The organism is Mycetohabitans sp. B8, assembly GCF_021991875.1.
Classification (GTDB): domain Bacteria; phylum Pseudomonadota; class Gammaproteobacteria; order Burkholderiales; family Burkholderiaceae; genus Mycetohabitans.
In genome coordinates, this window is sequence record NZ_JAHLKR010000016.1 from 543,918 (window position 1) to 563,657 (window position 19,740).

The window sequence follows — 19,740 nt, forward strand, 5'->3', positions numbered from 1 at the left end:
CCCCCTTAAAGAATCGAGCCCAACAAACCCAGGCCGCCGCCCACGCCTGCGCCCAGCGCCGTGCCAATACCCGGCACGATACTACCGATCGCCGCACCTGAGGCCGCGCCCCCCAGCGCCCCCATCACCGGGCTGCCCCGGCTCTGCGTTGAGGTTGTCACGCCCTGCGCGCCGTTACCCAGCGCACCGGCCAGCGCGCTTTGCAATACGCCCAGCTGCTGATAAGGCGAGTAGGCATGCTCGTGCCAGCGCTGATATTGGCTGTCCAGTTCGTTTTGTGCCTGACGCTGCGCCATATTGCCCGCGGCAAGCTGTTGCCCGTAGCCATAGTAGTTTGCTGCGTTCAGTGCAGGCGCGAGCGACGCAGCATTGAGCGCGTTTGCCTGCGCCTGTTGGTGGTTCTGGCTATTGAGCATGTTATTGGCCTGCGTGTACGCCAGATTATTCGCCTGGTTGGCTAACGCCGCGTGTGTCCCAAGTGCCGCTTGTTGTTGTGCCACCTGCTGCGTATTGGCATATGCTTGGCCGCGCAACTGTGTGCCAGCGTTGCCAAGCGCATCGGCCAGCTGACGGTTTTGCTGATCCTGGAACTGCTGCATCGCCGAGCCACCGAACGCACCGGCATTGCGGAACTGCGCCATCGTCTGCGGTGCAACGGCACTCGTGTACTGGTTAACGATATCGCTCTGCGCCTTCTTTACCTGCGCGTCAAGGTAGGGGTTTGCCATCGTCGCATACGGATTGGACAGCGCATGAACGGTTTGCCCAATATAGGGATTTGATACCGTGTACGGCTGGCCCGCGTGGCGAGCCGCCCCCGTTATCACGTCACTGGCCGCCGTGAGTGCTGGGTTGGGCAGCCCGGCCAGTTGGTTAATCCCATCCATCGCATGCTGCTGCGCCCGCGTGAGAGCCGCCACACGCGGTCCGGTATAGTGCGGCATTGGCTGGTGCGACAGTGCCGCGCCCCGCGCCAGAATCTGCTGCGCATAAGGTTGCGCATAGCCGGGCAATTCTGTGCGGCTCGTCTGGCTCCCCCCGCCGCCACCGCCACTACTCATCGCACGATCCTTTCATAAAGTGTTTCACGTATCCTAAATCCATATCGCGGCGCGACGCGTTGCCAGCCGCAGCGGGTCGTTCCGAACGTCACCTTCGATGCGCCGGCTGTCCGCGCAATCGCATTGATGTCGTCGGAAAACAGGGCCATCACATCGAATTGCGTGTCGGCATGAAGCACCCAGATGTGCAGCCGTGGACCATCGACCTCGTGGATTACGCGCAGCACCACAAACCCTTGGCGCTCGCCATCCACCTCAAGCAAATACAAACTCGCGCCCCCTAATTTGATCGCGCAGTACACATCCTCCGGCAGCCAACCGTCAGCGGCGTGCATCGCAGCGAGTGGCATACGCAGTGCCGGCCATTCGCGCGCTAGATGTTCAGGCGGCACAAGGGTCAGTTTCCGGTTAAGCACCGATCCTCCACAAACGTGCGATGTACGCCATCTGCCACGCAGATCCAGCCCTTCACGACATACCGCGCGCCACGTGTGCCCTGCTCCACTGGATAGCTGTTTCGCACGTAGTCGCCCACTTGATAGAGCTCGCTATTAGGCGGCTCAAGCTGAGCGTTGGTCACCGCTGCAATGTGCCCCTCGGTCAACCGATTGAGTTGATCGATAATGCTCGCGATGATTTGCTTGAGCTTAAAGACTAGATCCACGCTAAAGGTGTCTTTCGCGGGCGGTACGGGCAGTTGTGGCCGTTGAATTCTCATGCATCACCATCCGGTAGCAGTTCAGGGGTATAGCCGATTAATTCTGTGTCGCCCTGAAACGTCATCCGCGCGCGGTGATAGCGTGCGGATACATCGACATCAAATTTGCCATCGACATAAGTACTATGCGTGCCCGGTGTGAAATCACTGCCTAGCGTATGCCGATGCTGCGTGTCCATCTTCGCGCTAGCGGGATCTTTCGCGCATCGCAGCCGCACCGATTGCAGCAGCGAATAGTGTGTGTCGTCACCAAAATCGCCTGTCACCAAAGATGAAGACTGCGCCACACCCGTCAGTGTCCGCACGGTGTGCGCGGTGTCGATGATTGATGGATGCAACGCCACGTTCGTCCAAAAGTGCGAGTCCCACGTCACTTTGGGCAGATCATGCCAGGTGCGGGCGATTTCCCCGAGTGAGGACCACGTGATTTTGCCGCTCACAAAATCGATGCCGCACTCGATGGCCCGGTTGGCCCGTCCCCATTGTCCCGTTTTATAGTGGTAGACCAGGCAACTGTCTATGTCGCCTTGACTGCGGTTGCTCACGTAATACCAATAGATACAGGTATTGACGCGGTCGTGCACGCTGCGCACCGTTTGCTTATGCCACGGGCTACGGTCTTTGAAAAACCACTGTTTGACAGCATCGCCAACCGGTGTTGGACGCGTGCCATCAAATAGGTAAAAGTTATCGTTACCCATAAAAATATGGGCGGTGCCAATTGAGACGACCGCCTCTTGGCAAGGCGCGCCGATCTGATTGGAAATCAAACTCATCGCCCAAACAATCGGCGGGCCTTGATAAGTGCCGTAGTACATCGAGTCATCTTTGTAGACCACGATATCCGGCCCCAGTCCACGAGCGGCATTGATTTGCCCGGGTGTGTCGATGATGCGTCCGTTCGCGCATTGCGTCGCCTGACTGGGTGTCCAAATCGTATGATCGTACAATGCGCTGCACCACCAACCATCCGGGCGCACACCGTAGATTGGATCGGCCGTATTGAAGAGCAGCACGAACCCGGCCACGGCCTCGACAATCGCTGCTTTGGGCGCACCGGCAATATCCTCAAACTCACCCGTCTGGCTTTGTTGCAGCCGGTCCGCCTTATTGGTCGCGAGAGTGACGTTGCCAAATTGCGCGAAACGCCATATGCCGCTGCCTGGGGTCAGGTAAGGGCCGCTTTTGCGCGTGATATCGACCCATCTGCCCGAAGACTCCTCATACAGGCAGCTGGCCGTGCCCACCACCATTCGTGTGGTGCCGTCGAGTTTAACAAGCGTGGCGCCGCCCAGCGCCGGTCCGGGCAACGGCGGCATGCCCACTTCCACCGCACTGGGTGCGGCTCGCATACCCCGCATCGACGGAATGAGCATCGCGCAATCCAAAATCACGCCGGACGTTGTCGAATCCAAGTCCGGTGCAAAACCAATAAAGTTGGGCATTTCAACTCGCCTGTATCATTAGCGGCGCGCCCGAGAAACGGCCGCGCTCATCATTGGCTTGAATGTCGGACAGCGCAATGGTCAGCGCTTCTCGCCAAATAGGGATGCGTTGGTCGTTCTTGATGTAGGGCTCCGCCTCAAGCAGCGACGCGTAAAGATAAATATCCGGGCCGTCAGACAGCAGCCAATTAGACGGGCATTTTTCAGTCAACGGCCGTAAGCGCGCGTAGTACAGCAAGCTTATTTTATAAAGCGTTTGCGGCGGCACATGCACGCGCAACCAACTGCCTGCAATGGAGAAATGCTTCTGATAGCGTGATTCATCATCGTCCACGAGATGGCGCGGCACGAAGTCGAGTTTGCGGCCGTCCACGGTCACAACAATCGCTTCCAGATAGTCTTCCGGCATCTCGATCTGGCGCTGGTCCGTCATGCACGTGGCAGTCTCCTGCATCTGACGCACCCGTAATATACGGTTTAAGCGAGCTTCGCCCAATTCAATAAAGTCCGGGATATGCTCGCCCAGGTTCGTACGCTTAAGCCATCGTGCAAGGGCCGCCTTTAAGTCCTTGTATGTCTTGATACTCATACGCGTTTGGTCGAGACCCGGAAATACGCAAGTGCCGGGTCGTTCAGAAACCGTTTGATGTGCGACTGCTCAGCCATGAACTCGGCAAATGTAATGCCGGTGCGGTTCAAGTAATCCTCGATGAGCACGGCTGGCACGTGCGCATACAGGGGCATGCTCTTGTCGCCATGCAGGCCACTATTGTGCAGGGCCTTGCATGTATCGACGAGGCCATCGAAGCGCTCACGCCGCTCAACGACCAACCCCTTATCGGTGGCATGAATCCGGGTGTGCATGAATTAGTTGAGGTCCCGAATCGCGAACGAGGAGCGCTCTTCGCACGCTTCAAGCGTCACCTCGCACAGAATCTGAAAATTACGCGCATCACCGGTCTTAGCCAGTTCTTCGGAATGAAAGCCGCGCAAAAACGCAAGCTTCCACATCTTCGGATCAATGCCGTAGACGTTATCGTCAACGCCATCGGCCATCACGCGATTGGGCACCAGTTTCACCACACCGAAGTCCGAGCCGTAAAACGTATAAGCAGCGTTCATCGTCGCGGCACGCGCATTAGAACCAACATCAACCACCCGTTGAGCATTGCCCTCAAAGGCTGACGCTTGTTGTTTCAGCCTTGGCCGCATGATGGCCATCGTCACATCCCCGCCTTGCGTGTACGCTTGCAAGATCGCATCTTGAAGTAGCGCTTCCGAGAAGTCGCGTTTTTCGCCTCCCTTGGGCGCCACGTTTTTAATGGGATCGGGTGCCACGCCCCCTTTGCCTAAGTTGTTATTCGTGGTGATCCAGCCGGCCAGGCCGCACATCTGGCGAGCACCGATGCCGCTGCCAGCCACTTGCGCTGTATTGGCAATCGCTGCGGCCTCGATATCTTTTTTGAGTTCAACCATCTTTTTGGCTTTAAGGCGCTGCTCCTCCGAGCCCCCAGCGTGCCGGACCGCACTTTGTGTGCCGGATATGCTCAGCGTGTCTTGGATGATTTGCGTGCGATTTCCCAAACGCTGTGTTGGCGTTTGCTGCATATAGGTGGCCGGTGCACCTTCCTGCGCGGCATTGGCTTTGTTCGGCTTGCGCAGCGTATCGCGCTGCCATTCGTGGTGAACCGCTTTCGCCGACGTTCGGCCGATGGCCGAAATGAACGGCGTGTCGGTTGGCGCAACGCTGAAAATTTTATCAATCAGGTCTTCGCGATTGCCAATCGCTTGGTACGTGGTATAGGTGTTGTTAGCCATAGTGTGCTCCTCAAAAGGTTCAGTGAATGAAGGCCGCAAGATTGTCTACGGAGGGGTCCTGTGAAAATCTCGCCTCCGCCGCCTTGGTCGCGTCGGCCGGTGCACTTGTATTCGGGGTACCGGGCCGCTCGATGCGTGGCGCAGCGCGCTGCACACGTTGTAATGCAGCGTTTTGCGACTTGAGCAACTGGTCATACAGCATCGCTTTGCGCGCGGTCAAAATGATCCGGTGATCAATAATGCTGTAGCGTTCTTGCTCAGAAAAACCCATATCGCGCAAATACGCATTGAGCGCATCAATCTCCGCGTCTTTCTTCTTCGGGTCTTGCCATTCGGGCAGCGCCTCGAACAATTTCTGTCGCTCATCTAGGGCATACGCTTGCAGCTGTTGCGCCTGTTCGGCCTGTTGCTGTTGCTCAAGCTGGCTTTGCGCTTGCTGTGCGCGCTGCAATTCGGCCAGACGCGCGTCCCACATATGACGCTGCCTAACATATTCGTCGGTGTCGGTTTGTAGCAGCTGTTCCCAGTTAGGCTGAACCTGTTGCATAAGCGCGGTGAGCTGCGACGTGTAATGTTGAATCGCTTGTTGCAGTTGCGCACGCTCGTGCGGCAGTTGTTCTCGCTCGGTTTCCACCTGCTGGCGCAGCGCCTGGGCCTCTTCAAGACGTTTGCTTGCTGATAAATACTTTTGTGCGTCCGCCAATAGCTCACTTTGCTTGAACTCGCGTTTTTCGCCATCGACTTCAAGCGTAAAAATGGGCTCGCTTGTTTCCTGCGGTTGTGCGACTTGGTCAGCGACCTGCTCGGGAGGATCTGCTGCCTTATCCTGGCTACTATCAGAACTCAAGTGTTCAGCGACTTCTGCTAATTCAGCCGTATCCGATTGCTGAACTGCGTCGGTTTCGTTCATATTTATACGCTCCAAAAATAAAGCCCGCATCAGCGGGCTGTTCAAAGGGCACAGCGATTGTCTTGCCGGTATCCCGTGGGTTAGTGCTCAACCTCATCGTGCGTCGGGAAGGATAGACTAGCTCGACGTGTTTGCGCCCAACACAGCGCTCAGCCCACGGCGGGCTTTTGCCATCAGCGTCTGCTGCTCAAGCGTATGCCGCGCAAGTTGCCCCGTTTCCATGGTTTGCCGAAAGTGGCCCTCCACAGCGTTGAGCAACTGCATCATTAACCACAGTTTTTCTCTATCTTCACGCTCCCGCACCGGGCTGTGTTCCCACTGCTGACGGTATCGATTCCGCAGCGCCTGGAACGCTTCCTGCATCAGCGGGTGGTTCAATATTTCCTGAGCCTGACGGCCCCGCTCGATCTGTTCGGTAAGTTCCATTGATCATGTCTCCACTGGCCAACGTCGTAGCGTAGTTCGCCGCTTCCTGATAGGGATCGATGCCGGCGCGCATATAGATAGCTTCGCGCTTGACCGCCAGATCCGCATAGAATTTCTCGCGCTCAAATGCCAGCTTTTGCTGGGCAGTTTGTGCTTTCAGTTGCACGTCCAGTAACAGGGGATCGGGCGGGGGCTCGGCTGGCGCGGGCGGCTGTTGGCTCGGGTCCGTCCAAAACGACTCCGCATTCTTGTAGCCCAACGCATGTGTGAGCTTGACGCCCGTTTCATACAGATTCTTCGGCGTGGCGATGCCGATCGCCAATCCCTGCTGCTGGGCCAGTCCTAGCTGAGTGAGCTTTTCGACCGCCTGCGTTTTGTCGCCGGTGCCCAGTCCCACATTCACTACCATGTCGTACTGATTTTTCCACGCACGCGGATCCACATCGACCCAACTGCCCCGCAGCCGAAGTACCATCGCCCGATCCTGGTATTGGCTCAGCAGCTTTTGAATCAGTAAAAACAACGCTTTCATCCCGGTTTCAGCAAAAGTCCGGGCGATCAGTTTGATCCGCTGGTCCGAGCGGGCCGTGATGTGCTCAATGCCACGTGCGGTCTTGTTCAGCGTATCCGCATCGCTGCCTTGCGTGTATTTGGTCACGCCCGTGCGGTCCTGCTTAGTCTCGTCCGCATAGTGCAGCAGCTGATAGGCGCTTGATGCATCACTCATGCCTTCTTGCAATTTGCCTATCGCGTTGGCGTGTTCCACACGCACGACGCCGTTGAGCTGGCAATTGAGCAAATCATCCAGATCCACTTTGCCTTTTTCCACCCATGTGCGACTATTGAGCTGGATGCGCATATTGTCGATCAGCCCGCGTACGATGTGCGTCTTTAAGTTTTGCGCCGTCATCGCCTGTTCGGCCGGACACGTGCCAAAAAAGCGGTGTGGCAACGGTATGGGGCACAGCGCCACAAAAGGCGGCCCATCACATTCGGCGTTTTCCAGCAACGCATTGCCCGCGCGCACGACCTTGCGCCATTCAGCAATGCCATCACCATCGTAATCGACTCGCAGATAACATTCGGTCAGCCATACCATGCGCATGGCTTCATCACCATTTGCGTCGTCGTCAGGCGACAGAGCGTCGGGCTGCCCATCCTGAGAAGGCCGCACCGTGTTGTCCGAAACGATATCTTCAATATGCGCATAACCTTGCTGGCGCAGCTCGCTGAGCGTGCGTTGCACACGGTGCGCGCAAAACCCGTCCGTGATCTGTTTAGCGTTGCGTGCAATCAGAAACTCTTCGGGCGGCACCGCTTCAATGCGCACTTGGCCTCGCTGCGTGGTGCGTACCACGACGACGTGATGCAGTTGCGGCAGCGCTTGCGGGGAAACAGTCACAGGTTCGGAAACGGGCATTGCCGCGTCTTGCGTCAAGGGTTGCTGCGCGGCTCGCCTGGCTTCAGGATCCACATAGGTAGTATGCTCGATCGGCTCAACGGTGCTGTCACTGAGCAACATCGTCAGTTGCGTATCGGTCAGATCTCGGTATTCCTCGCGCTTTTGTTCCGGTGTGGCATCCCACCAGACTTTGACAATGCCGCTTTTTTGCAGCAACGCATCCTTGAACCACGTCAGCAGTACTTGCCAGCCCGGGTTTTGCTGATAAAAGACGTAGTTGGCGACTTCGGTCATCTGCTGCGCGGCCGGCTCGTCGTCGGCACGGCGCGCCACAAACTCCACCACATCGTCACCGGCGGTAAAGATTTCCATGAGCGACGGTAGAATCCACTCCACCGTATCGGCCACATCGGTCGACACAAACCGGGACCGCTCCGGTAGTGCCGCAGGCGCCAGATCGCCCACCGGTTGCGCGAGATAGTATTGCATCGCCTTCTTGCGTTCAGCGCCGATGGTGCCGTCCACCCAATCTTGACTGTCTTGGATATGGCGATCGACAATCTGACGCAAATCGTCTTCGGTCATACGCTCGCTTCGCTTTGTCATTACGAATAGTAAATAGGCGGGTAGTTCAGTGCCCCACCCCAGTCTTCATTGGTAAAGCGCTCAGCATTCACCGCGATATAGCGCACGTTATCGGCCCCGTGGCTGAACGCGTCATGCAGCGGCGCGCCAGGTTCACCGGTGTGCGGGTTGATGTTTCGGCGATAGCGCTTTAAGCACTGGACTAATCGCTGCGTCTTTGCTCGATCGAAGTACAGGCGTGGAAATGTCATGCGGGTGAGTCGAATGCCTTCTTCAACACTCATGTTCGGCGTTACCTCAACGTCCCAACCGAGTGCACGCATCACGTCTTCTGCCGATTTGCCGCTTTTGAAATCCTTGCTACGCCCATCGTGCGGCAAATAGACTTTGCCCCAATTGAAATGGCGCTTGCGCAATTCAGCCGAGTAGTAATCAAGCGTCTTGTGGCTGTCTTCGATATAGTCGATGACGCGCAACTGCGACAGATGGCACTGCACGAGCGAGATCGCCATCGCATCGTTCCAGCCCAAGTCAAAAACGACTTGCACTTTGAGCATCGGGTCGTAGGGCACATCGCAGATATGGCCCTGGGCTTCGGCCGATGCGATTTCGTTGTAGTAGATTGCGCCGCTTGCCGCCGGTTTGCATTGCCCCTGCCAGATGTTCTTGTAGCCTTCCGGGTCCGTGCGTAGGCAATGCTGTCGCTCCGCCTCCAATTCGGTCTCATGAAACCAGGGGTTATCCGTATAGTTGACCAATACAGAACGGCAATTTGGCGGAGGAGTCGTGACGAACCGCTGATGCGTTGGGTCGGTTTCCAACTCCGGGTTATACGTTACCCAGATCTCGCTGCCCGCCTTGCGGATCGTCGGCACCAAAATCGACCAAGAGCGCTCGCTGACCGTTTGCGCTTCCTCGATCCACGCGCGATCTAGCCCCTCGTAGGACTTGATCGACTCGACCGTATGATCGGCCAAGCCAGAGAAAATGAACTCACTGCCGTTGCGGCCACGAATGGTCGTCGCCAACACGTCGAAATAGCCGCTTAACCCCAATAGTGGGATTTGGTCGGCCAGCAGCTTATGCACCGACTCTTTGATCGACTTTTGCACTTCTCGGAAGCAGCCAATGCGCAGCGGCTGGCGCGCTGCGTCAATGAGCAACGCACGAGCAAATGACCAGCTTTTTGCACTGCCTCGTCCGCCGTAGGCTACCTTGTAGCGCAGCGGCTCGAACAGAAAAGCCAGCTTCTCCGGTAATTCAACATTCATTGCGGCCTGACGAAGGTGACTTGGAAATTCCAATCGACCGGCCCGCCGCCCGTGCCCCCTAATTCCACACCCTGTACCGGCTTGCCATAACCGCGCTCGATGATCGCCAGCGCAGCCGACAACCGGATGCGCTCGTTTTCGCCACCCACCATGATCGATTCGATCACCTCAAGCGCGTCGGGCGTTTTGGCTTTGCACGCGGCGATCAGGTCCAACTCCTCCTTTGTGCGTTTAGGGCGACCTTTCGGATTGCCTGTTTGCCCTTTGACAAACGGCTTGCCACGCTGTTTTTTTGCTGTTCTTGCGCTGTTAAGGGCCATAGTTGCTAAACGTAAAGCTTTCGGCTGCGCGCGTCATCCGAGGCTCGTTTTGTGGTCTATTTGCGACTACAATTAAAATCATACAAAGTTTAAGGAGCGTGACCATGAGTACCGCTGATACCTACGTCCGTGCTCGCATCGACACCCACACCAAGGAACGCGCCGCCAGCGCGCTTGAAGCGATGGGACTATCGATTTCCGACGCCATTCGTCTGCTGATGCTGCGCATCGCTGATGAACACCGCTTGCCGTTTGAGGTGAAGGTACCCAACGCCACCACACGCAAAGCGATTGCTGAACTGGAAGCGGGCAAGGGCAAGAAGTTCACTAGTGTTGATAGTCTGATGGCGGACCTGCATGCGCACGATTGACCGATCGTCTGCGTTCAAACGTGATTACAAGCAGCAAGCCAAGGGGCAACACCGCGCCATACTGGATGATGCGCTCAAGCCGGTACTACTCGCTCTAGCGACTGACCAGCCGTTAGCCGCACGCTATAAGGGATCGCTTCCGTTTTTCCGGAATCGTCGTTTCGACCGACTTCACGCTTAATCTCCAAAGAAAAGGCTGACGGATTTGGCGAGATACCCCGCCCCAAAGCACAGCGCCACAATCCATAGCGCCCAAAATCTTTGAGCTGGCATTCCCTTCAACATCATCCGCGATTACCACCAGCGGATTGCGTGCACAAAAGCTGATGCCGCGATAAGAAACGCGAGGAACCATAGAGACCAATAGCGGGTTGGCTTCAGCTCGTTGGAGATCATTTTTAACTCCCTCAAAACGGAATCGGCATGATCCGCGTCTCTTTCACCACCAGCGGATCGCCCAAATTAGCGCCGCGCTACCGAACCCGGCTGCCAAAATTAACGCTGCATTAGCCAGTCGGCGTCCCACAATTCCAGCATCGGTCGAATTCATCTTCCCGCTCATCTTTATCTGATATTTCGACGTATACTTGAACAACGTTCTTCCTCTTGGTGACCGCAAGGGGTGGAAACAAGAAAGCCCCGGCCGCTGCTAACGGTCCGGGGCTTTCGCTTTTACGGCGACTTTTCGGTTGTTACTACACGTTCATACCCTTCACGCCGGGTCAGCGGTACATCCTTGCCGTAAGAATCAAAGCTTGATGCACTGCCGGGGTTATTGCGGACACTCGCCGGCTTGTCCTGGCCGGCGACCTGACGGTCTGGATGGCCGATGAGTCGGTCAATGGAAAAAGCCCTGGCCGATTGACCCGGCTCAGGGCTTGAAAATCGCACCTTTCAACGCTTTGCTTCGTCTGGACGTCAAAATCCAGCCTTTCATAAATGATACAAAAAACTGGGGAAAATGTAAACTTTTATTAAGTAAACTAAAAAGTTTACATTTATTTTATTCGGTTACATTCCGTTCTTTATCGGAACCATTTATCCGCATGCGCTTGAAGCGGCAAGCAAAGCAAAGGCATAGCTCACCACGATCGTCATGCGGCATCTGCAAATGCACCGTTTTCTGGATAAAGGGGCTTGCGCTTCGCCCAGCCTTGCACGATACTTGTATCACACTATCCAAGGAGCATAGCGCTATGGCCCTTTCAATTCGACTGCCTAGCGATGTGGAAGCCCGGTTGAAGAACCTGGCCGAACTGACCGGGCGCACCAAAAGTTTTTACATTACCGAGGCGATTTGCAAACACCTCGACGACCTTGAGGATTTGTACTTGGCCGAGCATGAGCTTGAAGCGATCCGCGCGGGAAAATCTAACACCGCACCGCTCGAAGAAGTGATGAAACACTATGGCATGGAAGGTTGAACTATCGAGCCTGGCACGCAAGAACCTTAAGGAACTTGACCCGCAATATGCCCGCCGTATCCTGGCCTTCCTACATGAGCGTGTATCCGTACTGGACGACCCTCGTAGCATTGGCGAAGCCCTCAAAGGTTCGCGCTTGGGGGCTTTCTGGAAGTACCGTGTCGGGGATTGCAGAATTATTGCCAATATTGAGGACGGCGCTTTGCGCATTCTCGTTGTGCGAATCGGAAACCGCCGCGAGGTGTACCGATGAGCAGCAAATCGAATCAAAGAATTAGACCTGCTCCCGATCTCGTAACAAGCGACGTGAGGCCGCATACACGTTCTCCCGCACCCGGCACACGGCTTTGAAAAAACCCATGCGCGAATAACCCAGTTCATAGGCTGCTCGTTTAATTGGGCGGACCTGACCCAGGTAGAACGCCATGAACGCTTGTTTGGATCGCCCTTCCGGGTATGCCATCAACGCCATGTTGAATAAATTCAGCGCAGCATCCAGTTCCGCGTCACTCTCACCGCCCAACCCTGCCGGTTCTCTAAGTCGTAGCAAAATATTTTTTGGCCGCAATGGTGCATAAAGTCGCCGCGTCTTGCTCCACTCAACCCAGCGCAAACAAAACTCATGCAGCGCCTGGTTATCTCCGTTCATGTTTTTCCACTTGCATTACCTTATCGCCTGCGATACTGGCCTTTTGAGCAGTAAGACCGTGCGCGCTTAAATGGATATCCTCGTCCAAAGACTCGAACCCACCGGCGCCCTTTTGGCGTTAATCTAGGCTAAGGCTGCGGCGTCAGATTATCCGCATCTCTGTTAGCTGACGTCCACGATTCGGTGCTTCCATTTCTTCGACTTTGCATCCCAGCGCCATCCGATCACCCACAACCTCCACCCCAATTTTCGGACTGCCCCGATATGCTCAGCTTCCGCGATCTTTTTGACCCGCGAAGGGACATTAGTCCATCCGGTAGGCTGCAATCCAATCACATCGCCGTCTCGAATGGCAATCTGATCAATGAAACCGAATAGGTCTACCCGTTTGTTTGCGCCGGGAATCCAGCGCTCCACCGTCCAGACAAGCCAGCCGTCTGCTTTCAGCATCTCAGCGGTGAGCGCCGTAGGCGACCTTTTCACGCATTTCTCCGTTAGCCATACTCACTGCCATTTGTCCAATTTAGTTGCCGCGATCAGTTCGCGCTTGGCGATGGCTGCTGCCTGCCCATAATCCCCTTACCCTGCTTTCCATTGCCTAAACACCGCTAGCAGCGGGTCCGCCGGGAGCGCTATTTTCTGCGCGCCACCCGACCGCCACTTCACGATCCGAACGTTCGGCGATTCTAGGGGAGGCACAAGCTTTTTTGTGCGTTCGAAATATTGCGGGGAGCGGGAAGATACAAGATTTTCTCTTTTGATCCCCTTCGCGTGTCTAAGGTACCGGTCCGCGATCAACTGGTGTACGCAACGATTCACGAGCCCTTGGCTAACCTCCAGGCTGATTGCCATCTCTTTCATGGTCATTGCCGGGCGCTTTTCCATGAGCTCGCAAAGCCGGCGCAGAGGCGAATCTTCTTCGGTAATGGGCTTCATTCCTATTCCTAATTTAGCCTGGAGATGACCCAGGCCAGCAAATCCCACTCGTCGCACTTCAACTGCCGCAACACTTGCCGATTACCATGGATTCCATTCGTGCCGCGATGGTGTTGCGGACACAGTGGTACCGCTAACCAATGAGGTGCCCGCTGTGCCGTGCCTTGACCCTCACGCGGGTGGTGAATCTCCGGCTGTACATCCGACACCTCGTACCCGAGCAGGGCGCACGCCGCGCAACCCAGCCGCGCCACTTTATCCAAGTAGTCCGCCTCGGACCTTGTCATGCTGAGGCTCCCATGTCCCACGCCGGCGCCGACCACTTCACGCCGTGCTCGACGCCAAATGCATAGATCAACTCGATCACATCCGACATCTCCCGTACCGTCATGGCACGGGTGCGCGCGCCGATCACGACAAAGCCACCGTCGATGCCGGGAACCACCTTTTGCTTCTTTAGGCCAGCGGTAAACACGTCTTTCCATTCCTCGGCCGTCAGTCGTTCCCCATGCCAGTGCACCTGGCGAGCGACGTCCGCCAACAAGGCCCACATCTTTGCGTTCGCCTCAAGGCTGCGAGTGCGCGGCCGAATCTCGCACACATAGCCGTGCGGCGCGTTGATGCAGGCACGCGAGGCGAGCTGGCGCGCGGTGAGGTGTACGAGCCGGTAAAGTTGCCTGTCATCGTTCATGCTTTCGCTCCACAAACGCGGGCGATGATCTTTTTTATCTCGCCAACGTTACTGAGCGCAGCAGCCCGGTTCGCTGGCGATTGCGCCTCAAGCAACGGGGCTGCGTTCCCGGTCAGCAGGAACTGGCTCATCGGTCCGTCTCCGGGGGCGGGAAGCAGCGCCTTAGCGTGCTCGGGCGTTAAACGGCCTATCTCGACCGCACGTGTGATAACCGCCTGTTGTTCTTCCTTGTCGAACCCCAGCGATGCAAACCACCTGACGGGCTTGGCTGCGTTGCGCGCCTCCGTCACCAGCCTCGTGTAAGCCTCCAGGAACGCCATACGAGCCGCCACCCGTTCCCCTTCGCTCAGAAGGCTGCGCACAAGGCCCCAAGCTTGCGCCATCTCGTCGGTCATCACCACCGTCGCGTTGGCGTCACGCGGCAACATTGCCCACGCTTCCTGCGGCCCCGGACGGCCATCGTCGATCCGTGACAGGATCTCCGCGAGCGTTAGCCGGCCTTTGATCTCGCGTCTGCATTTCGACAGCGCAACAATCACTGCTTGCTCGTCAAACGCCGCCAGATCGGCGACCAGCATCTTGGCTGCCGCTTCGCTCAGATTGGTGCCGCACAATTCGGCCGTGGCCGCCACCGCCTGGATCAAGTCAGCCGCCGCCATTGATCGCCCCCGCATCCCGTAGGATTCGCGTCCACATATCGCCCGTCGCCTGCAATCGATCCGCCTCGCGCGCCTGCGTCTCGGTCACTCTGCGGTTTGTCACCCACTCCGTTCTCAACGCTTCCGCGTCGGCCAGCAGGCAGTCCACCGGATGCATCTTTTGCACGTAGTAACGCTTGTTGCTGTCCACGTACCACGCCGCGACGCTCGGCGCTTCATCCTTGCCAAGGCGTTGCAACAGCTGCGATAGCTGGCCGTTGACCTTCGCGTTGCGCACTGGCAACGCACCGTACCTGCGCTGGTAGGCAGTCGCGTACGCGCGCCAAATCTCAGTTATCGGCACAGGCGGCTTTTCCGCTTTAAGCTTTTTTGAGGACGCCTCCGACGCAGTCGGGGGCAAAAGGGTTTTGCTAGGGATCAGACAATCAGTCAATCCGTCAATCAGAGAATCAGAGATACAAGGGCCAAGTGCTTGTTGCTTGGGTTCGCAGCCCTTCTCCTCAAGATCACAAGGACTTTCTACCTTGGTCGCAAGTTCTTGGCTCCAACGTGGTATCTCGCTCGGCGTTTCGTTCGAGTGTGGCTTCTGATGCTTCAAAAATGTCACAATTTGAATGTAGCCAACGCCCGAGACGGTGTACCGCACAATGAAACCCTTGGACTGCAAGCTATTAAGCAGTGCATCCGCGTCCACATCGTCATACGGTAGCGCTTTCACTTTGATCTTCTTCGGGCGATCTTCAAGACGGCCTTCGCGGTCCGCCAGCATCCACAGATAAATGAAAAGAAGTCGGGCAAACGGATCCAACTCGGCTAAATCCTCGTTTTCCATAATGCCAGGCTTGATGTTTCGTGCGCGGGCCATGCTTAGCTCCATTCAAACGTCTATGATGTGCGACGCTTATGCCGTCAGTTCTGCCTGTTCAAACAGGGTGACGTCGCGCTCTCGCTTGGGCTGCGCTTGCAACCGGCACCAGCCTGAGAGGTTGACCACGCAATCGGCAAAGGCCTGCATTTCAATCAATGTGCAATGGGCCTTTTTCACTCCATCCTCCCCGTCAGCAGCTTTTTGAGCAGCATGTTTTCACGCTCAAGTTCGTCGGTTTTTTCGCGCTCCAGGCGCAACCGACGTTCCATCTCCGTTTCAAGCGGCGTGAGTTCGTAGCCCCGCGACCGTGCCAACCAGATCAGCGGTGCCTCGTTGTGGCACAGATCCATGAAGGCGTTTAGCTTGTCCTGGGGGAAATAATGTTGGCCGCTTCTGGTGATGCGCGACCACTGCGCCACGTCGGCAACAATGCCCTGCTTTCCGACGATCTTTTTGTCGTCCAAGCCGGAGAGTTGCTGACACAAGCGGATGGCCGCTGTCATTGACGGCTGCGCATCGATACAGCGTATGTCCACGCGCTGCATTTCCGGCTTTAAGTTCAGTTCTCGCTGCATCGAAGCATCCCGCGTCAAATCGTTTGTGTGGTGTTGTGTCGTTGTTTCAGCAAAAATTATTGGTATATGCCATGACCGGTTCCGATTTACCCCATTGGAAAGAATGCGAGCCATCGCTGTGCGAAAATCGAAGTCTCTAACCCCTTCAACCCATACACAACGAGGCTCGCATGGACGTGAATTCCTTAATCGTCAGCTTCAACAGCATTGTGACTTTGGTAAGGTCTTGGACCGACTTTCGCGATACACAAGTAGTCGCGACCGTCAAGGCTCAACTCACGGAACAGCTCCTTCAAACACAACTCAGCCTCTCCGAGGTACTCGCGGCCATCATCGAGAAAGATGCTCGGATTGCAGATCTGACCAACCGTGTACGCAAGTTGGAAACCCAACAAACCGAACGTGCTCGTTACGAGCTTCGAAAAATCTCGTCCGGCGGGAATGTCTTCGCTTACGCGCTGAAGCCGGCGGCCGAACTGACAGAGCGCGAGTTGGAGCCGCCGCACTTCATCTGTCAACGTTGCTTCGACGAAAGAAACGTCAAATCCGTCCTTCAAGGTCAGATCGAGTTCGGCCAATTGCTTCTCCGATGTTTTATGTGTTCAAAAGAACTTGAGGCTGGGTCTGGACAAACCATTGCACGCCTTTGGAAAAGGGGGAACCAATGAGATCTTGTGCACTCTCCGCCACGGCAGCCAGTGGATGTTTTTTTCTCGATGATTCTCATTGACAAAATCTTTATCGGCGTTTGCCACCGCCAACGTTCATATTTACATTGAACCCTGGTATTGGGCGACGTTTTGATTCCGCGCTTGTTTGTCTGAAATAGGTTGGACTGACGGGTCAATTGGATACAGATCTGGTCGTAGCTCGTGACGCGTCACAGCTCCTTTGACAGCCGCCTCAATCGCAAGTACGCGTTCCGCTGGTACCCGACCGGTCGCACACATCTTCGAGATTGATTGAGGAGTGCAGCCAAGCTTTCTCGCCAAAGCAGACTGACCGCCTGCCAACTGAGCAGCTCGCTGAATAACGCTGGTTGTCATAAGTTACAGTCTTTACAAAATTTCCGCAACCAATTCTACAACATCCAGCTCCGCTTTACAACCAACATTTGCAGTGATGATTACAACCAATCTTTGTAACATCGCAGACATGACAAACATTCATATTGGCACCCGCGTTAAAGAGCTTCGCGAGCTGGCTCAAATGAGCCAGTCTCAGCTCGCTCGCGCAGTCGGTGTCACACCTCAAGCGGTACAGAAATGGGAGGCTGAGACAGCAGCGCCACGCCCATCAAAATTGAAATCAATAGCAAATGCGCTTAGCGCGTCTGTTAACGAACTAGTGCGAGGAACAGAGTTAGAAGAATTGCCAGTACCCTTCCCCCAAAAAGAGGCAAGCGGCAGTAAGGTGCTCCCCCTGCGGAGCACCACTGGAGGTGCGCCGAGAGTCGAAAGTGGCTATATCCCATTGATTTCATGGGTTCAAGCTGCCGATTGGGGACAAAATATGGGGTACACCAAACCAGAAAATGTGCAGGAATGGCTGCGTTGTCCGTTCGATCACGGACCTGCCGCGTTCGTTCTAGAGGTCACCGGCGAAAGCAATTTCAATCCGGCTGGCCCCAAATCCTACGCCCCCGGCGAACTGATTTATGTAGACCCCGCCAGAAAGCCAACGAACCGCAGCATGGTAGTCGTGCGTATGGACGGTGAGGAACGCGCGCAGCTAAAACAACTGTTGATGGATGAAAGTGGCACAAAATTATTGAAGTCTCTAAACCCTAGCTGGCCGGCTCCTATCACTCCTATACCAGACGGTGCAACCATTGTCGGGGTTGTAATCGGGAAGTGGGTCTCAGAATGACCGTTGAAAGCATGCACGTGCACTCGCTGGAGTTCTAGCATTAAACGCATTTGGCTAATAGGAACTACTCGCTGCAGTCCCGCCTAGGCGGGTTTTTTTTACCTTGACCTACAACTTATACTTGCAACTTTTTAGTGTTGGTTGTAGCATTTGGTTGTGTACCAAGGATGCGCCCTGCACCTCAAGGTGCCCCGGGAAGTCTCCGGCGATCTTTAACAATCGAAGTCATGCATGTGCCTCCCGGAAGGGACTCGCCATGCCGGCCCTATCGCTTGGCCGAAACGTGACGCAAGAAGCCCCGCCCTAGGCCGAAGCATTGGCTACCGGAGAGCAGGAAGCGGCCAAGGTCACGAAAGCGATACTCGACCGCCGGAGAGACCCGAAGCTGGCAGCGCCAGGAGTAGCCGCGGTGCCTGGCGGTCGGAGTCATTCAAATGTTGAGTAAATGGCGTTGTGCGGCTTAGAAAGCAGACACGCAGCAAAGAATGCGTAGTTTTGGCTCCCGATACGGCGAAGTAGTGCCTGATTACAGCGTCATTCCCTGAACACAACAAGTACCTAAGCTTCAAGTCGAGCGATACAAAATTAGCAGTGCATATTGTATAGCGTTGATTAACCACTGTTCCTTCGATGCACAACACTCACCAATAGGTAAAGGAGGCAGCCATGACCCTCTATGCAGATATAGACCAGCTTCGTGACTACCATTACGACCGCGAGAAGGCCGAAATGGATGACCGCGCAGACGCCGAGGCGGAGCGTGACGAACTCATCGCGTCCATCGCCAAAGAGAAGTTCGCACGTAAGGTCAACAGGTTGACGTATGGCGACATCGTGGGCGGGATGCATAGCGCGATGCAGTCGAAGCATGGCGAAGCGCTGCGCATCGCATGGCTGATGAGCGACGCTCAGTTTGGCGCGACGGTCAAGAACATCGTGTTGGACGCGATGCGCGAGGATGCAGAAACAGAAGCTATCTGCGATGTCGGAAAATTAGAAACGGAGCGCTGAGATGCACAAGACCAGGGCTCGCGCCGAAAACAAGCGCCTTGCCGGCCTAAACGATGCCAAGGACATCACCCCGCCGCTGTGGGATCGGATTCTCCTTCGCTCCGGAATGTCGGATACAGCCGTCGCGCTCGCATGCTTTGCAATCACCCTAGGCGCATTGATTGTTGTCAATCTCGATCGGTAACAGCGTGCGCCTCATGCCGTTTGGGCAAAAAGGTTACTTCTTCAGAAAAACGATCTGATTAGGAGAGACGTCGTGCTAGCAACCGTCACACCGAGCATCCATTTAAGGAGCAACGCTTCGCCTCTGACTTCCGCAAACCTTTTATCAAGTTCGCCCTTGACTTCCGCGAATCTTTTATCAAGTTCGCCTCTAAATTCCGCGAATCTTTTATCAAGCTCGCCCCTGACTTCCGCGGATCCCTTGTCCACCTTGGCATCCAAGCGCAGTTCGAGTTCACGCAGATCAGCCTTGGTCGCCAACGCGTCGAAATTGGCTTCAAAGATATCCGCAAACACCTCGGCCTCCGCTTCAGCCTGCGCGGGCGGCACGCCGGCGGTCTTGAGCCGGTTGGCAAATTTCAGTGTGTCGAAGGCGATGGCGGCCATGGCGAAATGTCAGAAAACAAGCCAGATACCACACAGCATAGCACAACTCTGTCCCCTTCTCCGTCACGCCCGGACAGGCATTACGGCCTCCCCACCCCTGCCATCTTTGGCCCGATAAGCTC

Annotated in this window: 29 protein-coding genes and 1 pseudogene; 8 read left to right on the plus strand and 22 right to left on the minus strand. The window is 55.9% G+C overall.

The window, feature by feature from the left end; translation table 11 throughout:
• Positions 1-5 precede the first annotated feature (5 nt).
• From KQH60_RS08200 to KQH60_RS08250, 11 genes are all read right to left on the minus strand, one after another.
• A complete protein-coding gene (locus KQH60_RS08200; protein WP_237575967.1) occupies positions 6-1,061 on the minus strand; it encodes a hypothetical protein in 1,056 nt (351 codons plus the stop codon).
• Entirely contained in the window at positions 1,058-1,477 is a 420-nt protein-coding gene (locus tag KQH60_RS08205; RefSeq protein ID WP_237575968.1) for a hypothetical protein, read from the minus strand. The genes KQH60_RS08200 and KQH60_RS08205 overlap by 4 nt, the downstream gene beginning before the upstream one ends.
• Positions 1,459-1,779, minus strand: coding sequence for a hypothetical protein (locus tag KQH60_RS08210; RefSeq protein WP_237575969.1), 321 nt, complete (start codon positions 1,777-1,779; stop codon positions 1,459-1,461). The genes KQH60_RS08205 and KQH60_RS08210 overlap by 19 nt, the downstream gene beginning before the upstream one ends.
• The gene (locus KQH60_RS08215) at positions 1,776-3,224 is read right to left on the minus strand and encodes a hypothetical protein (RefSeq protein WP_237575970.1); all 1,449 of its coding nucleotides are present in this window, start codon (positions 3,222-3,224) and stop codon (positions 1,776-1,778) included. The genes KQH60_RS08210 and KQH60_RS08215 overlap by 4 nt, the downstream gene beginning before the upstream one ends.
• A gap of 1 nt (position 3,225) precedes the next feature.
• Entirely contained in the window at positions 3,226-3,657 is a 432-nt protein-coding gene (locus KQH60_RS08220; RefSeq protein ID WP_237575971.1) for a hypothetical protein, read from the minus strand.
• 152 nt (positions 3,658-3,809) lie between these two features.
• Complete coding sequence (locus KQH60_RS08225) at positions 3,810-4,088, minus strand: hypothetical protein (protein ID WP_237575972.1); 279 nt, start codon at positions 4,086-4,088, stop codon at positions 3,810-3,812.
• A gap of 3 nt (positions 4,089-4,091) precedes the next feature.
• Positions 4,092-5,042: a DUF5309 family protein gene (locus tag KQH60_RS08230; RefSeq protein ID WP_237575973.1), complete on the minus strand. Its 951-nt coding sequence runs from the start codon at positions 5,040-5,042 to the stop codon at positions 4,092-4,094.
• 19 nt (positions 5,043-5,061) lie between these two features.
• Positions 5,062-5,997 (minus strand): hypothetical protein, encoded by a 936-nt coding sequence (locus tag KQH60_RS08235; protein ID WP_237575974.1) that lies wholly within the window; start codon positions 5,995-5,997, stop codon positions 5,062-5,064.
• 244 nt (positions 5,998-6,241) lie between these two features.
• Entirely contained in the window at positions 6,242-8,365 is a 2,124-nt protein-coding gene (locus KQH60_RS08240) for a hypothetical protein (RefSeq protein ID WP_237575975.1), read from the minus strand.
• A 20-nt stretch (positions 8,366-8,385) separates the two neighbouring features.
• A complete protein-coding gene (locus tag KQH60_RS08245) occupies positions 8,386-9,636 on the minus strand; it encodes a PBSX family phage terminase large subunit (protein ID WP_237575976.1) in 1,251 nt (416 codons plus the stop codon).
• Positions 9,633-9,956 carry a DUF5681 domain-containing protein gene (locus KQH60_RS08250; RefSeq protein WP_237575977.1) on the minus strand — a complete coding sequence of 108 codons (324 nt, stop codon included), beginning with the start codon at positions 9,954-9,956 and terminating at the stop codon, positions 9,633-9,635. The genes KQH60_RS08245 and KQH60_RS08250 overlap by 4 nt, the downstream gene beginning before the upstream one ends.
• Positions 9,957-10,060: 104 nt before the next feature.
• Here KQH60_RS08250 and KQH60_RS08255 point away from each other — a divergent pair, with 104 nt between their 5' ends.
• The 4 genes and pseudogenes from KQH60_RS08255 (at position 10,061) to KQH60_RS08270 (ending at position 12,004) form a co-directional block, all read left to right on the plus strand.
• Entirely contained in the window at positions 10,061-10,327 is a 267-nt protein-coding gene (locus KQH60_RS08255; RefSeq protein WP_237575978.1) for a type II toxin-antitoxin system RelB/DinJ family antitoxin, read from the plus strand.
• Positions 10,314-10,457 (plus strand): annotated as a pseudogene (locus tag KQH60_RS08260) (type II toxin-antitoxin system mRNA interferase toxin, RelE/StbE family); the annotation flags it as partial. The gene KQH60_RS08255 and the pseudogene KQH60_RS08260, both read left to right, overlap by 14 nt.
• Positions 10,458-11,523: 1,066 nt before the next feature.
• On the plus strand, positions 11,524-11,751 hold the full coding sequence (locus tag KQH60_RS08265; RefSeq protein ID WP_237575979.1) for a DUF6290 family protein: 228 nt from the start codon (positions 11,524-11,526) through the stop codon (positions 11,749-11,751).
• Entirely contained in the window at positions 11,735-12,004 is a 270-nt protein-coding gene (locus KQH60_RS08270) for a type II toxin-antitoxin system RelE/ParE family toxin (RefSeq protein ID WP_237575980.1), read from the plus strand. Before KQH60_RS08265 ends, KQH60_RS08270 begins: the two co-directional genes overlap by 17 nt.
• Before the next feature lie 21 nt (positions 12,005-12,025).
• Here the strand turns inward: KQH60_RS08270 and KQH60_RS08275 are convergent, their stop codons facing one another.
• The 9 genes from KQH60_RS08275 to KQH60_RS08315 all read right to left on the minus strand — a co-directional run bounded on the left by KQH60_RS08275 (position 12,026) and on the right by KQH60_RS08315 (position 16,243).
• Positions 12,026-12,400, minus strand: a complete 375-nt coding sequence (locus KQH60_RS08275) for a hypothetical protein (RefSeq protein WP_237575981.1) — start codon at positions 12,398-12,400, stop codon at positions 12,026-12,028.
• Between the two features lie 162 nt (positions 12,401-12,562).
• Positions 12,563-12,850 (minus strand): hypothetical protein, encoded by a 288-nt coding sequence (locus KQH60_RS08280; protein ID WP_237575982.1) that lies wholly within the window; start codon positions 12,848-12,850, stop codon positions 12,563-12,565.
• Between the two features lie 129 nt (positions 12,851-12,979).
• Positions 12,980-13,336, minus strand: a complete 357-nt coding sequence (locus KQH60_RS08285; protein WP_237575983.1) for a hypothetical protein — start codon at positions 13,334-13,336, stop codon at positions 12,980-12,982.
• Positions 13,337-13,344: 8 nt separating this feature from the next.
• Complete coding sequence (locus KQH60_RS08290; RefSeq protein WP_237575984.1) at positions 13,345-13,623, minus strand: Ref family recombination enhancement nuclease; 279 nt, start codon at positions 13,621-13,623, stop codon at positions 13,345-13,347.
• Positions 13,620-14,027, minus strand: coding sequence for a recombination protein NinB (locus KQH60_RS08295; RefSeq protein ID WP_237575985.1), 408 nt, complete (start codon positions 14,025-14,027; stop codon positions 13,620-13,622). The genes KQH60_RS08290 and KQH60_RS08295 overlap by 4 nt, the downstream gene beginning before the upstream one ends.
• Positions 14,024-14,686: a hypothetical protein gene (locus KQH60_RS08300; protein WP_237575986.1), complete on the minus strand. Its 663-nt coding sequence runs from the start codon at positions 14,684-14,686 to the stop codon at positions 14,024-14,026. Before KQH60_RS08300 ends, KQH60_RS08295 begins: the two co-directional genes overlap by 4 nt.
• On the minus strand, positions 14,673-15,494 hold the full coding sequence (locus tag KQH60_RS08305) for a hypothetical protein (RefSeq protein WP_237575987.1): 822 nt from the start codon (positions 15,492-15,494) through the stop codon (positions 14,673-14,675). Before KQH60_RS08305 ends, KQH60_RS08300 begins: the two co-directional genes overlap by 14 nt.
• Positions 15,495-15,587: 93 nt before the next feature.
• Positions 15,588-15,731: a hypothetical protein gene (locus KQH60_RS08310; RefSeq protein ID WP_237575988.1), complete on the minus strand. Its 144-nt coding sequence runs from the start codon at positions 15,729-15,731 to the stop codon at positions 15,588-15,590.
• A complete protein-coding gene (locus tag KQH60_RS08315) occupies positions 15,728-16,243 on the minus strand; it encodes a hypothetical protein (protein ID WP_237575989.1) in 516 nt (171 codons plus the stop codon). The genes KQH60_RS08310 and KQH60_RS08315 overlap by 4 nt, the downstream gene beginning before the upstream one ends.
• 56 nt (positions 16,244-16,299) lie before the next feature.
• Between KQH60_RS08315 and KQH60_RS08320 the strand changes: the two genes are divergently transcribed.
• A complete protein-coding gene (locus tag KQH60_RS08320) occupies positions 16,300-16,797 on the plus strand; it encodes a hypothetical protein (RefSeq protein ID WP_237575990.1) in 498 nt (165 codons plus the stop codon).
• A 102-nt stretch (positions 16,798-16,899) separates the two neighbouring features.
• On the opposite strand, the gene KQH60_RS08325 is transcribed toward KQH60_RS08320, so the two are convergent.
• Positions 16,900-17,175 carry a YdaS family helix-turn-helix protein gene (locus KQH60_RS08325; protein WP_237575991.1) on the minus strand — a complete coding sequence of 92 codons (276 nt, stop codon included), beginning with the start codon at positions 17,173-17,175 and terminating at the stop codon, positions 16,900-16,902.
• 76 nt (positions 17,176-17,251) lie between these two features.
• Between KQH60_RS08325 and KQH60_RS08330 the strand changes: the two genes are divergently transcribed.
• From KQH60_RS08330 to KQH60_RS08340, 3 genes are all read left to right on the plus strand, one after another.
• Entirely contained in the window at positions 17,252-17,998 is a 747-nt protein-coding gene (locus tag KQH60_RS08330; RefSeq protein WP_237576100.1) for a LexA family transcriptional regulator, read from the plus strand.
• A 666-nt stretch (positions 17,999-18,664) separates the two neighbouring features.
• Entirely contained in the window at positions 18,665-19,009 is a 345-nt protein-coding gene (locus KQH60_RS08335) for a hypothetical protein (RefSeq protein ID WP_237575992.1), read from the plus strand.
• 1 nt (position 19,010) lies between these two features.
• Positions 19,011-19,193 carry a hypothetical protein gene (locus KQH60_RS08340; RefSeq protein ID WP_237575993.1) on the plus strand — a complete coding sequence of 61 codons (183 nt, stop codon included), beginning with the start codon at positions 19,011-19,013 and terminating at the stop codon, positions 19,191-19,193.
• Positions 19,194-19,234: 41 nt separating this feature from the next.
• On the opposite strand, the gene KQH60_RS08345 is transcribed toward KQH60_RS08340, so the two are convergent.
• Entirely contained in the window at positions 19,235-19,618 is a 384-nt protein-coding gene (locus tag KQH60_RS08345; RefSeq protein ID WP_237575994.1) for a CCDC90 family protein, read from the minus strand.
• Positions 19,619-19,740 lie beyond the last annotated feature (122 nt).